At 71.4% G+C, this 13,309-nt stretch carries 10 protein-coding genes, 1 tRNA gene and 1 pseudogene; 8 read left to right on the top strand and 4 right to left on the bottom strand.

Annotated features, from left to right (window positions below; genetic code table 11):
• Positions 1–155 precede the first annotated feature (155 nt).
• A pseudogene (locus ACWDR3_RS23065) lies at positions 156–1,574 on the bottom strand (SUKH-4 family immunity protein); the annotation flags it as partial.
• Positions 1,575–1,581: 7 nt separating this feature from the next.
• Positions 1,582–2,571 (bottom strand): SMI1/KNR4 family protein, encoded by a 990-nt coding sequence (locus ACWDR3_RS23060; RefSeq protein WP_450354412.1) that lies wholly within the window; start codon positions 2,569–2,571, stop codon positions 1,582–1,584.
• Between the two features lie 367 nt (positions 2,572–2,938).
• Between ACWDR3_RS23060 and ACWDR3_RS23055 the strand changes: the two genes are divergently transcribed.
• Both ACWDR3_RS23055 and ACWDR3_RS23050 read left to right on the top strand, forming a co-directional pair.
• A complete protein-coding gene (locus tag ACWDR3_RS23055; protein ID WP_450354411.1) occupies positions 2,939–3,556 on the top strand; it encodes a YwqJ-related putative deaminase in 618 nt (205 codons plus the stop codon).
• A 73-nt stretch (positions 3,557–3,629) separates the two neighbouring features.
• Positions 3,630–4,121: an SUKH-3 domain-containing protein gene (locus tag ACWDR3_RS23050; RefSeq protein ID WP_450354414.1), complete on the top strand. Its 492-nt coding sequence runs from the start codon at positions 3,630–3,632 to the stop codon at positions 4,119–4,121.
• Between the two features lie 131 nt (positions 4,122–4,252).
• On the opposite strand, the gene ACWDR3_RS23045 is transcribed toward ACWDR3_RS23050, so the two are convergent.
• Complete coding sequence (locus ACWDR3_RS23045; protein WP_450354410.1) at positions 4,253–5,554, bottom strand: sensor histidine kinase; 1,302 nt, start codon at positions 5,552–5,554, stop codon at positions 4,253–4,255.
• A 162-nt stretch (positions 5,555–5,716) separates the two neighbouring features.
• Here ACWDR3_RS23045 and ACWDR3_RS23040 point away from each other — a divergent pair.
• From ACWDR3_RS23040 to ACWDR3_RS23015, 6 genes are all read left to right on the top strand, one after another.
• Positions 5,717–5,788, top strand: a tRNA-Gln gene (locus ACWDR3_RS23040).
• Between the two features lie 128 nt (positions 5,789–5,916).
• Positions 5,917–7,365, top strand: coding sequence for a bifunctional UDP-N-acetylglucosamine diphosphorylase/glucosamine-1-phosphate N-acetyltransferase GlmU (glmU, locus tag ACWDR3_RS23035; protein ID WP_450354409.1), 1,449 nt, complete (start codon positions 5,917–5,919; stop codon positions 7,363–7,365).
• A 77-nt stretch (positions 7,366–7,442) separates the two neighbouring features.
• Complete coding sequence (locus ACWDR3_RS23030) at positions 7,443–8,423, top strand: ribose-phosphate diphosphokinase (protein ID WP_450354408.1); 981 nt, start codon at positions 7,443–7,445, stop codon at positions 8,421–8,423.
• Positions 8,424–8,600: 177 nt separating this feature from the next.
• Positions 8,601–9,188, top strand: a complete 588-nt coding sequence (locus tag ACWDR3_RS23025) for a 50S ribosomal protein L25/general stress protein Ctc (RefSeq protein ID WP_450354406.1) — start codon at positions 8,601–8,603, stop codon at positions 9,186–9,188.
• 105 nt (positions 9,189–9,293) lie between these two features.
• A complete protein-coding gene (pth, locus tag ACWDR3_RS23020; RefSeq protein ID WP_450354405.1) occupies positions 9,294–9,896 on the top strand; it encodes an aminoacyl-tRNA hydrolase in 603 nt (200 codons plus the stop codon).
• A gap of 52 nt (positions 9,897–9,948) precedes the next feature.
• Positions 9,949–10,458 (top strand): hypothetical protein, encoded by a 510-nt coding sequence (locus ACWDR3_RS23015; protein ID WP_450354404.1) that lies wholly within the window; start codon positions 9,949–9,951, stop codon positions 10,456–10,458.
• 70 nt (positions 10,459–10,528) lie between these two features.
• Here the strand turns inward: ACWDR3_RS23015 and ppc are convergent, their stop codons facing one another.
• On the bottom strand, positions 10,529–13,270 hold the full coding sequence (ppc, locus tag ACWDR3_RS23010; protein ID WP_450354403.1) for a phosphoenolpyruvate carboxylase: 2,742 nt from the start codon (positions 13,268–13,270) through the stop codon (positions 10,529–10,531).
• Positions 13,271–13,309: the final 39 nt, after the last annotated feature.

Genomic DNA, 13,309 nt, shown 5'->3' with positions numbered 1-13,309 from the left:
TCTCGTTCGAGAACTGAGCACACCCCCCGTTACCGTGCCTGCATGACCACGAACGCCCCCGGGGCGCTCGGCGGAGGCGGCGGGTTGTTCCCCGCGCCCCGCGCCCGTCGCGGCGGAGGCCCGGCCTTGCTCGTGGCGGCATCGGCGATGTCCCCCGCATCCGGCGGCGCGACCGGCGCGGCCGGCACACCGGGACCGGCGGGGGGCTGAGGAGCACCGGGAGCGCCCTGCGGATAACCGTAGGAAGAACCCCCCGGCCCAGCCGGAGCCCCCGGCGCACCCGACCCGCCCGGGGCGCTCGGCGCACCAGGACCGGCGGGCGACTGCGAGGCACCCGGGGCGCCTTGCGGATAGCCGTACGAAGAGCCGCTCGGCCCGGCCGGCGGAGCCCCCGGCGCGCTCGGCGCACCAGAACCACCCGACGACTGCGCCGCACCCGGACCACCCTGCGGATAACCGTAGGACGAACCGCCCGGCGCGGCCGGAGTCCCCGGCGCGCCCGGCCCACCAGGACCACCCGCACCCGACGACTGCGGCGCACCCGGAGCGTCCAGCGGATACCCGTAAGAAGAAGCACCCGACCCGGACTGCGAACTCCCCTGCCCGCCGGGCGAGTTGGGGGCACTCTGCGGGAAGCCGTAAGAAGAAGAACCGCTCTGCGCGGGCGGTGGCGTCCCCGGCGCACCGGGACCGGCCGCGCCCTGCGGGTACCCGTACGACGACCCGGCCGGCGGAGCCGCCGGCGGCGTGGCTCCCCGCCCACCGGGCGCTCCCCGCCCACCGGGCCCTCCCTGCGCCCCCGGCGTACCCGGTCCGCGGGAAGCGTCGAGTGCCCGTTCCTCCGCCGTCGGCGGGAGCTGGCTGCCGCCCGACATGAGCGCGGTCTGGGCGTCGGGAGGCGTGTCGTTCGAGTCGCTCACCGGCGGTGCGAAGACCGTTGCCGGCAGCGGTACCGAACGGTCCTCACCGCCATCGGCGTTGGTGTCGGTCCCGGCCCAGGGAGTGGCCCCGTCGGGCACCCCCGCACCGCCTCCGGCCTGCGGCCACTGCGCACCGCCGCCCTGCCCAACAGGCGCCCCCGGAGCGGGAGTCGACCCCACCGGAGCCCCAGCCTGCGTCTCGGGCAACGCCCCACCACCGGAAGCCGCACCGGCACCGGCACTCGCCGCAGAACCGCTGGAGGCACTGCGGCGATCCTGGATCCCCAGCTTGTCCGCCGCCTCCTGCAACCACTCCGGCGGGCTCAGCAGGAAGGACGTCTGGTTCAGATCCACCCGCGCCGAAGCCGCCGGCACGGCGTCCGTGGGCTCGTCCGGGCGGCCGTACTCCTCCTCGTAGCGGCGGACGACCTCGCCCACCGGCAGCGCGGGCCACAGGGTCGCCTCGCCGCTGTCGCGGGCGATCACCAGCCGCTGCGCGCCGCCGTCCGAGCGCGGTCCGTCGGCGCGGTCCTCGGCCCACACCACGAAGCCGAGCTCGAACTCCCGTACCCGCACCTCGCGATGCTGGTACGACGGCACATCGCCGTTGATCCATTCCTCCGCGCGCTCCTGCGCCTGCGCGAACGTCACCATCGAGAAGTCACTCCCCCACCGAAGCCGCCGTCGGCACCGCCTGCGCGAAACCGCCGTCCACCATCAGGTTCGCCACGGTCTCCAACTCCGGCGGAGAGCCCGCGAGTCGGGAGAGGAACGTGTCGAAGTCCTCGCCGCACGGCAGCAGCAGCCGCGCCACGCGGTCGGCCGGCGGCCACGAGGGATCGACGTCGCGGGCGTCGTCGTAGGCGCAGAACCAGACCGAACCGATCCGTTCGCCCTTCACCTTCACCGCGAGCAGTCCGCCCTGGACGAAGGCGACGCACAGATAGTCCTTGGTGAGATGGTCGCGCAGGCACTTGTTCACGTAGACGAGGTCGTTGACCGCCGCCTCCTCGCGGACCGTGAAGAAGGGCTGGTCGATCAGCAGGCCGAGGTCGGCGTCGAGCGCCGTGCCCACCGGCGCGCAGCCGCCCGCCGCCTTCAGGAACGAGCGGTAGGCGCCCGGCAGTCGGTAGCCGAGGTCCTCCTCGACGCCCTGCACCTGCGTCTCCGTCACCGCCACCCCGGACTTCGGCAGCCCGAAGTGGGTGGGGCGGGTCTCCTGGAGCGGGCGCGTGCCGCGCTTGTTCTGGTCGACGTTGCCCGTGGCGATACCGCCGTGGTGCCGCAGCAGCGCCTTCACCTCGACCGGGACCAGTTCGAGGCGTCGGCCGCCGCGCACGTGGTGCCAGGTCCAGCCGTGCGGGGTGGCCACCGCGGGCACCGTGTCCCACAGCTCGTGCCCGGAGGCGGCAAGCGCCGCGTTCGCCGACACGTAGTCCGTCAGGCGCAGTTCGTCGACCCCGAAACCCTCCGGCGGATCGGCGATCTCCGCCGCCACACGCGCGTAGGCGGAGAAGTCGGGGTAACCGTGCTCGTCCACCCGCACCCCTCTGGGGTGACGGGCCGCCCGGACCGGGTCCGGGAAATGCACGACCTGCCCGGCGTAGGCCGCGTTCGGCGGCGCGGCTTGCCCGAGCCGACCTGTCGTCATGGCGGTTGCCCCCTGCGGCACTCTGTACGGCGCGCGATGACCGGTCCGGCCGTCCATTACGCCCCGTATCGACTGTCTCGTCCGTCTCGACGTCCGTCTGGACTTCCGTCTCGACCTCACCTCGTCCGACACCGCGCGCCGACCGCCGTGTGGCACCGGGCGTCGACCGCGCGGACGCGGTGCGGACAGCCTATGCGGTACGACCGCACCGGTCACCGGGCGCCGGTCAGCCGCCCTCCGCTTCCGTGACCGGCCGTCACAGCGCCGTGACTGCCTGCCCAAACCCGGGCGTGTCGTGTGGCCCCAGCTTCCGCACCAGCCACGGAATTTGGCACTCTGTGTGCTCCGGGGGGATGCTCGGGAGGGGATGACGATCATGAACGCGACGCAGACGGGTCCACATACGGACCCCGGCGGCAGACCGTCCGGCGGTTCCGGGACCGGTCGGCCGGGCGACCCGCGCGGTGGTGCGTACGGCGACCGGCACGGTGCCTACGACGATCCGCGCACCGGCGATCCGCGCGTCGGCTGGAGCGCCGAGGCCGAGCACACACCTGCCCTCCACCACCGGCGTGACGGCATACTCCCGACCGTCGCCGCCGCGCTCTCGGTCCGCGGCGCCACCCTCACCGGCACGGCCGCCCGCGGTGACCAGCCGCCCGAGCTGCACCCGCTCGTGCAGGACTTCCTGGACACCCTCACCAGCGCCCAGCGCGACCGTTTCACTGGCCGGTGCGCCGAGACGATCCTGATCTCGCGGCACATATCCGCCGTCGACGCCGAACGCAGCAAGCGGGCCGCGCGCAAGCCGCTGACCCACGGCGAGGCCCGGCGGGCCCTGAAGCAGTCCAAGCTCACCGCGCGCCGCATCCGCGAGGACGGCGACCCCCTGCACGGCAGCTTCGCCGCCCCGTGCCGCGCGTGCGCCGCGCTCAGCGCGCACTTCGGCGTCCGTGTCGTCGACCCGGCGGCGGCCGACGACTGACCCCTCTCTCCCCCCGCCCCCGCACCACGGCGCCCGTCGGCGCCCACCCATGACCTCGACGAACGAAGGGCAGATGCACGCCGACCGCACCTCCACGAGATTCGCCGTCCCCCTCGACGCAGCGCTGCGCGCGGCGGGGTGGCAGCCCGGGCGCTGGGACATAAAACAGGCCGAGTTCTGGGCCGACACCCTGCGCGAGCACGAGTCGCCGGCCGGCCACCGCCACGCCGTCTTCCCGGCCGCGGTCGAGGCCTGGGCGGAGTTCGGCGGCCTGCACATCAAGCCGACGGGCCCCGGCCGCCAGATCGCCCCCGCCGCGGTCCACATCGACCCCCTGCACGGCCTCCACATGGCCCGCACCCTCGGCGACCTCGGCCGCGCCCTCGACACGGAGGTCACTCCCCTGGGCACGGAAACCGACACCCACGCCCTCCTGGCCATGGACATGGAAGGCCGCGTCTACGCCCTGGACCACACGGGCGACTGGTACCTGGGCCTCACGATCGACCAGGCCTTGACGACCCTGGTGACGGGAATCGACCCCCCACGCCTGACAACGGCCTGACCGGCAGCGGGCCATCCGGAGGGCACTGGAAATCGCCGTCCCTGCAACGCCCCTAGGGGCGCGGGGAACTGCGCGACCAGCCCCCACGACCCGCAGCCAACCGACAACCGAGAACGCGCACCCCCGAAGGGCTAAGCCGGAATGACCGCCGAAACCCGATAACCCCCGGCATCGGTAGGCCCGGAGACAAAAACCCCGCCCAGAGCAGTCACCCGCTCCTTCATGCCGACCAACCCGTTACCGCCGGAAGGCAACCGCGCGGAGGAAGCCGACGAAACCTCCGGCGGAGGCTCGTTCTCCACCTGCATGGCGATCTCGGAAACCCGGTGCGCCAAACGAACATGCGTCTTCGCCCCGGCCGCATGCTTATGCACGTTCGTCAGCGCTTCCTGCACAACCCGATACGCCGTCTCCTCGACCTCCGCCGCGTAGAGCCGGACATCACCTTCCACCGACAGATCCACGACCATCCCCGCCGCGGCCGACTGCCCGATCAGTTCGTCCAGTTCCTCAAGACAGGGCCCCTCCCCGTCATCCGCGAAGCGAGACGCGACGACCGCCGCCGCGACCCCCACCGCCGCCAAGGGCACCGAAGGCTCCGTACGCCGGGAGCCCTCCCCGCTGCGCAGCACGCCGAGCATCTCGCGGAGTTCGGTGAGCGCCTGGCGCCCCATGTCACCGACCAGCGCGGCGTTCCTGACGGCCTTCTCCGGGTCCTTCCGCGCCACCGCCTGGAGGGCGGCCGCGTGCACGACCATCAGGCTCACCCGGTGCGCGACGACGTCGTGCATGTCGCGCGCGATCCGGGTCCGCTCCTCGTTGCGGGCCCACTCGGCCCGCTCCTCCGCCCGCTCGGCCAGCAGCTGCAACTCGCGCTCAAGGCTGTCCGCCCGCTCCCGCAGGCTCTCCATCAGCCGCCGCCGCGCCCCGACGTACAGCCCGAGCAGCAGCGGCGGCGCGGTCATCCCGATCGCGGTGGTGATGGCGGCGAACGGCACGAACCAGTCGCCGAGGTCCAGATCCCCGCGCGCCATGTCCTGGCGGACCCGCACGAACATCACGATCAGCATCCCGACCAACGACATCCCGGCCAGCGAGGCGATGATCCGGCGCGGCAGCTCCGAGGCGGCCAGCGTGTAGAGGCCGACGATGCCCATCAGGTAGCCCATCTGGGCCGGCGTGATCGCGATCGCCACCAGCACGACGGCGATCGGCCACTTCCGCCGGAACAGCAGCGCCGAACCGGCCAGCACCCCGAACACGATGCCCGCGGCGAGCGGGATCCCCGCGTCCCGCGCGAAGTGGATCCCCTCGAACGCGCACTCCACGGCGGATGCCGCCGCGAGCCCGACGTCCAGTACGGCACTGCGCCACCTGGTCCACCACCACGGCCCTCCCCGGCCCGTGGTGTGTTCTTCCCCCGTCGTGGTCATGCCTCCAGCCTACGGGCGCCACCGCTCGCTTTCCGATGAGTTTCGACGGCGGGGCGAGGACCCGGTACGGACGAAGACCCGTCGCGTCGAGGGCGTCCTGTACGGCATAGTAGGAGCCGCCACCAGGCAGCCCGGCTGGACATCGACCCCAGTCGTGCTCATTCCCCCGTGGTGTAATTGGCAGCACAGTGGCTTTTGGTGCCATTTGTCCGGGTTCGAGTCCTGGCGGGGGAGCAACACCCGCATCCAGCAACGCGCTTCGGGCCCTGACAGCACTGTCAGGGCCCACTCTCATGTCCCCCAAGAAACGCCCCGGTATCCTTCGGATGTCCCCACCTCATCCACAGCCGAAGGGCAACCCCGTGAGCGCCATTCGCCCGGCAGCCGTCGTCGTTCTCGCAGCGGGTGAGGGCACCCGTATGAAGTCGGCCACACCCAAGGTCCTCCATGAGATCTGCGGCCGTTCCCTGGTGGGCCATGTGCTCGCCGCCGCGCGTGAGTTGGCGCCGGAGAACCTCGTCGTGGTCGTCGGGCACGCACGCGAGAAGGTCACCGCGCATCTCGGCGTGATCGACCCCGCCGTACGCACCGCGGTGCAGGCGGAGCAGAACGGCACCGGGCACGCCGTACGGATCGGTCTCGAAGAGCTCGGCGGTTCCGTGGACGGGACCGTCGTGGTCGTGTGCGGGGACACCCCGCTGCTGACCGGCGAGACCCTGCGCCGGCTCGCCGGGACGCACTCCGCGGACGGCAATGCCGTCACCGTGCTGACCGCCGAGGTCCCGGACGCCACCGGCTACGGGCGGATCGTGCGGGACGACGTCACCGGCGCCGTGGTCGAGATCGTCGAGCACAAGGACGCGAGCGAGGCGCAGCGGACGATCCGGGAGATCAACTCGGGGGTGTTCGCGTTCGACGGGCAGCTGCTGGCGGACGCGCTGAAGAAGGTGCGCACGGACAACAGCCAGGGCGAGGAGTACCTGACGGACGTGCTCGGCATCCTGCGGGAGGCCGGGCACCGGGTCGGCGCCTCCGTCGCCGGGGACCACCGGGAGATCGCCGGGATCAACAACCGCGTGCAGCTGGCGCAGGCCCGGCGGATCCTGAACGACCGGCTGCTGACCGCCGCCATGCTCGGCGGCGTGAGCGTCATCGACCCCGCGACGACCTGGATCGACGTCACCGTCACCTTCGAGCAGGACGCGATCGTGCACCCGGGCACGGAGCTGCACGGCTCCACGCATCTCGGCGAGGGCGCGGAGGTCGGCCCCAACAGCCGGCTCACGGACACCCGGGTCGAGGCGGGCGCGCGCGTGGACACCACGGTGTCGGACTCCGCGCACATCGGCGCGAACGCGACCGTGGGCCCCTTCGCCTACCTCCGGCCCGGCACCCGGCTCGGCGCCAAGGGCAAGATCGGGACATACGTCGAGACCAAGAACGCCTCCATCGGCGAGGGCACGAAGGTCCCGCACCTCTCCTATGTGGGGGACGCGACGATCGGCGAGTACACCAACATCGGCGCGGCCAGCGTGTTCGTGAACTACGACGGACAGGACAAGCACCACACCACCGTGGGCTCGCACTGCCGGACCGGTTCGGACAACATGTTTGTGGCGCCTGTCACGGTCGGGGACGGCGCGTACACCGCCGCCGGGTCCGTGATCACGAAGGACGTACCGCCCGGTTCGCTGGCCGTGGCCCGGGGCCAGCAGCGGAATATCGAGGGTTGGGTGGCCCGTAAGCGTCCGGGGAGCGCGGCGGCGAAGGCGGCCGAGGCGGCCTCGGGCCAGGGCGAGAGCGAAGACTGACCGGAAACGGGTGCGTCGAACACGGCGTACCGTGATAAACGCACACCCAGTTGATGAACCTCTGAGGAGACAGTGCTGTGACCGGGATCAAGACGACCGGCGAGAAGAAGATGATGTTCTTCTCCGGCCGCGCCCACCCCGAGCTTGCCAAGGAGGTCGCCCAGCAGCTGGGTGTCGGGGTCGTCCCGACCAAGGCCTTCGACTTCGCGAACGGCGAGATCTACGTCCGTTTCGAGGAGTCGGTGCGCGGCGCGGACTGCTTCGTGATCCAGAGCCACACGGCTCCGATCAACCAGTGGATCATGGAGCAGCTGATCATGATCGACGCGCTGAAGCGGGCCTCGGCCCGTTCCATCACGGTGATCGTGCCCTTCTACGGCTATGCCCGGCAGGACAAGAAGCACCGCGGCCGCGAGCCCATCTCGGCGCGCCTGGTCGCGGACCTGATGAAGACGGCGGGCGCGCACCGCATCCTGACCGTCGATCTGCACACCGACCAGATCCAGGGCTTCTTCGACGGCCCGGTCGACCATCTCTTCGCGCTGCCGCTGCTCGCGGACTACGTGGGCGGCAAGGTCGACAAGGACAAGCTGACGGTCGTCTCCCCGGACGCCGGCCGCGTTCGGGTCGCGGACCGCTGGTGCGACCGCCTCGGTGCCCCGCTCGCCATCGTGCACAAGCGCCGGGACAAGGACGTCGCCAACCAGGTCACCGTGCACGAGGTGGTCGGCGAGGTCGAGGGCCGGGTGTGCGTGCTCGTCGACGACATGATCGACACCGGCGGCACGATCTGCGCCGCCGCGGACGCGCTGTTCGCGCACGGTGCGGAGGACGTCATCGTGACGGCCACGCACGGCGTGCTGTCCGGGCCCGCCGCGGACCGGCTGAAGAACTCCCGGGTCAGCGAGTTCATCCTCACCGACACCCTGCCGACGCCGGGTGAGCTGAGTCAGGACCTCGACAAGATCACCGTGCTGTCGATCGCGCCGACGATCGCGAGCGCGGTGCGCGAGGTCTTCGAGGACGGCTCCGTGACGAGCCTGTTCGACGAGCAGTAGGCCCCTGAAGATCGATTTCTGGTACGGCCTCCCCGCCCAGTAAGCTGACCCAGTTGCTCGGCGAGGGAGGCCGTACCCGTTCTCGGATACGGCGGTCCGTTATCGACGCGCTCTTCGTAGCAGGCCGATGTTCGGCCGGGTGACCACCTTCCCCAGCTTTTTCTACGAGGAGTGAACATGTCCGAGGTCAAGCTCGCCGCCGAGACCCGCACCGAGTTCGGCAAGGGCGCCGCCCGCCGCATCCGCCGTGACAAGAAGGTCCCCGGCGTGGTCTACGGCCACGGTGTCGACCCGGTCCACATCACGCTGCCGGGCCACGAGCTGCTGCTCGCCCTGCGCACCCCGAACGTCCTGCTCTCCCTGGACATCGAGGGCAAGACCGAGCTCGCGATCCCGAAGGCCGTCCAGCGTGACGCCGTCAAGGGCTTCCTGGAGCACGTCGACCTGCTCCTGGTGAAGCGCGGCGAGAAGGTCACCGTCGAGGTCTACGTCCACACCGAGGGCGAGCTGGCCCCGGGTGCGTACCTTCTCGAGCACGTGCTGAGCACGCTGACCGTCGAGGCCGAGGCGACCAACATCCCCGAGTCGGTCACCGTCTCCATCGCGGGCCTGGAGGCCGGCGCCTCCATCGCCGCCAAGGACATCCCGCTCCCGGCCGGCACCACCCTGGCCATCGACGAGGACGCGGTCGTCCTCCAGGTCCTGGCCGCCCAGGCGGAAGAGGCCGCCGCGGACGACGCCGAGGCCGAGTCCACGGAGGCCTGAGCCTCAGCTCATCACCGTTTCGCCGGCCGCTGTTCCCTCCGGGGGCAGCGGCCGGCTGCCGGGGGTCCGGGGGGGGTGTCCCCCGAAAAGCACAGCAATGGAGACATGGACGTGACGACCGACGCCAATGCCCCCTGGCTGATCGTGGGGCTCGGGAATCCGGGTCCGGAGTACGCGCGGAACCGGCACAACGTGGGCTTCATGGTGGCCGATCTGCTGGCGGAGCGGATCGGGGGGAAGTTCAAGCGGGCCGGCAAGGCGCAGGCGCAGGTCGTCGAGGGGCGGATCGGGCCGCCTGGACCGGCGAACCGGCGGGTGATCCTGGCGAAGCCGATGTCGTACATGAACCTCTCGGGCGGCCCGGTGAACGCGCTGCGCGACTTCTACAAGGTGCCGCTGGCCAACGTCGTGGCCGTGCACGACGAGCTGGACATCGACTACGGGACCCTGCGGCTGAAGCTGGGCGGCGGGGACAACGGCCACAACGGGCTGAAGTCGATGACGAAGGCGATGGGTCCCGACTACCACCGGGTGCGGTTCGGGATCGGCCGGCCGCCGGGGCGGATGCAGGTCGCCGACTTCGTGCTGAAGGACTTCTCCGGCACCGAGCGCAAGGAACTCGACTACCTGGTCGACCGCGCCACCGACGCGGCGGAGGCGCTGGTCCTCGAAGGGCTTGAGCGGGCGCAAAGCACGTACAACTCCTGACTTGTCGCCCGCCCGGGCCGACCCGAGTTGACCGCGCGCAGGGCCATGGCCAATGATCCCGGCCATGCCCGCCACAGCCACCACCTCCCGCCAGGCCTCGGTCGCCGCACTGCGGCTGGGGCGGCTCGCGGCGATGGGGACGATCGCGGTGCTGATCATGGTCGCCGGTGTGTGGGCGTCGTGGGGCAGCGCCCAGTACGTGATGCTCACCAAGGGGCGCGAGCAGGGCACGGTCGAGATCGCGCGGTGCGAAGGGGACACCTGCACCGGTGCCTACACGCCGGTCTCCGCCGGCTCGCAGCCGCGCTCCCGGGTCGTCATGGAGAAGACGGTCGCGGTGCAGAAGGGCCACTCCTACACGGTGGTCGTCAAGCCCGGCACGGACGAGGTCTTCCGCTGCGGACTCGCGGGCGTCCTGTACGCGTGGGTGCCGCTGGGCGGCGCGCTGCTGCTCGCCTCTGTCGTGGTGGCCGGCGGCCTCGGCCGCATCCGGCTCGGCTGGGTGCTGGCGGGCTCGGGGGCCGCGCTCCTGACGGCCACGTTCATCGCCGTCCAGTCATAGACGCAGACATACGAAAAGGGGTGCCCCCGGGATCGTACGGATCCCGGGGGCACCCTCATGTCCCGGCGGCTCAGCCCGTGTTGCGCAGGCCCGCGGCGACGCCGTTGACCGTGAGCAGGAGGGCTCGGGCCAGCAGCGGGTCCGGGGTCTGGCCGGCGGCGGCCGCGTCGCGCTGGCGCTTGAGCAGGGTCACCTGGAGATAGGAGATCGGGTCCAGGTAGGCGTCGCGGATGGTGAAGGTCTGCTTCAACACCGGGGTGGCGGCGAGCAGTTCGCTCTCGCCGGTCACCGTCAGCACCTCGCGGACGGTCAGTTCGTGCTCGGCCCTGATGGTCTCGAAGACGTGCTTGAGCTCGTCGGGGACGAGGGTGTCGACGTAGTGCTGGGCGATCCGCAGGTCCGTCTTGGCCAGCGTCATCTCGACGTTGGAGATGAAGTTGCGGAAGAAGTGCCACTGTTCGTGCATCTCGTCGAGCACGGTGTCCAGACCCGCCTCGCGCAGCGCCTTCAGGCCCGATCCCACGCCGAACCAGCCGGGCACGATCTGCCGGGACTGGGTCCAGCCGAACACCCACGGGATCGCGCGCAGTCCGTCGAGCGAGACGCCCGAGCCGGGGCGGCGGGAGGGCCGCGAGCCCAGGTGCAGATCGGCGAGCTGGTCCACCGGCGTGGAGGCGAGGAAGTACGTCGGCAGGTCCGGGTCCTCGACCAGCCTGCGGTAGGCCGCGTGCGCCGCGTCGCTGACCACGTCCATGGCCGCGTCCCAGCGGGCGAGCGCCTCGTCGGACTGGCGGGGCGCGGTGTGCAGGGCGGACGCCTGGAGCGTGGCCGCGACCGTCAGCTCCAGGTTCTCGCGCGCCAGTGACGGCACGAGGTACTTGTCGGAGATGACCTCGCCCTGCTCGGTCACCTTGATCTCGCCCTCCAGCGTGCCCCAGGGCTGGGCGAGGATCGCGTCGTGCGAGGGGCCGCCGCCGCGGCCGACGGTTCCGCCGCGGCCGTGGAAGAGCCGCAGGCGTACGCCGTAGCGGTGGGCGACGTCACGCAGGCGGCGCTGCGCCCGGTGGATCTCCCACTGACTGGTCGTGATGCCGCCGAACTTGGAGGAGTCGGAGTAGCCGAGCATGACCTCCTGGACATCGCCCCGCAGCGCGACCAGGCGCCGGTAGGACGGGTCGGAGAGCATGTCCTCCAGGATCGTGTCGGCGGCCTTGAGCTCGTCCGTGGTCTCCAGGAGCGGCACGATGCCGATCTTCGCCCACCCGGCGTGCAGGTCGAGCAGTCCGGCCTCGCGGGCCAGCACGGCGGCGGCGAAGACGTCGTCGGCGCCCTGGCACATGGAGATGATGTACGACTCGACGACCTCGGGCCCGAACACCTCAAGGGCCCGCTTCACGGTCTGGAAGACACCGAGGGTCTTCTCCCCCGCCGCGTCCACCGGCGCCGGGGTCGGGGCCAGCGGCCGCCTGGACCGCAGCTCCTTGGCGAGCAGCTTGCCCCGGTACTCACGGGGCATGTCGGCGTACCGCCAGGACTCCTCGCCGAGCCGGTCGAAGAGCTGGCCGAGGGCGTGGTGGTGGGCGTCGGCGTGCTCGCGCACGTCCATGGTGGCGAGCTGGAGGCCGAAGGCGGCCAGGGTGCGGATGGTGCGGTTCATCCGGCCGTCGGCGAAGAGGCCGCCGCGGTGCTCGCGCAGGGAGGTCTGGATGAGGGTGAGGTCGGTCAGCAGTTCGCCGGTGCCCAGGTAGTCGCGGCCGGGCTGGTGCGGGGTGCCCTTGGCGAGGCGCTGCTTGGTGTTCTCCAGCTTCTGCCGGATGCAGGTGGCCTTGAGCCGGTAGGGCTCCTCCGCGTTCAGCCGCTTGTAGCGGGGGCTGATCTCGGGCAGCCGCTGGAGGTCGGTGCCGAGGGAGTCCAGGAGCTCGTCGGTGGCACCGGTGTAGCGGATGGAGTTGGACAGGAAGCCGCGCAGCTCGTCGATCTGCTCCAGGGCGTCGTTGATGCCGTGCTCGTGCTGGAGGATCAGGACGTCCCAGGTGACCTGCGGGGTGACGTTCGGGTTGCCGTCACGGTCGCCGCCGATCCAGGTGCCGAAGGTCAGCGGGCGGGTGGCGTCGGGGAGTTGGACGCCGACGCGCTCCAGCTCGGCGGTGAGGTCCTCAAGGACGTCACCGACGGCGCCGGCGTGCAGCTCGTCCAGGTAGTAGATCGCGTTGCGGGCCTCGTCGGCCGGCTCGGGGCGGACCACGCGCAGTTCGTCGGTCTGCCAGACCAGGTCGATGTTCTCGGCGAGCCGGGTGTCGTAGCGGCGGCGGTCGGCCTCGATGACCGGGGTCTCCAGGAGTGTCGCGATGCGCCGGAGCTTGTTGAGGACGGACCGGCGGGCGGCCTCCGTCGGGTGGGCCGTGAAGACGGGCCGCACGTTCAGGTTGCCGACGGTCTGGCGCAGGTGCTCGGGGTCGGCGTCCTTGAGGCGGTCGGCGGTGCGGGCCAGCAGACCGCCCTCGGCGGCCCGGCGAGCGCGCAGCTCACGGCCGCGGTGCACCTGCTCGGTGACGTTGGCGAGGTGGAAGTAGGTGGAGAAGGCGCGCACCAGCTTGGCCGCGGTCTCCAGCTCGATGCCGCGCAGCAGCTCGGCGGCGGCCTCACCGTCCTCGCGGGTGAGGCGGCGGACCTTCTCGACCAGCTCCAGGAGCTCGGGGCCCTCCTGCCGGACGAGGGTCTCGCCGAGCAGGTCGCCCAGTCGCCTGATGTCGGCGCGCAGCTCACTGCTGGTCGAGGTGGTGCTCGTAGTCAGGTCGTCGGCACTGCTCACAGGTGCGGCTCCTTGCAGTGTTGAAGCTCGTCCGGGAGG

It is taken from the genome of Streptomyces sp. NPDC001002 (assembly GCF_053599215.1).
The sequence above is the reverse complement of the archived record's forward strand: the minus strand, read 5'-3'. Positions and strand labels throughout refer to the sequence as shown.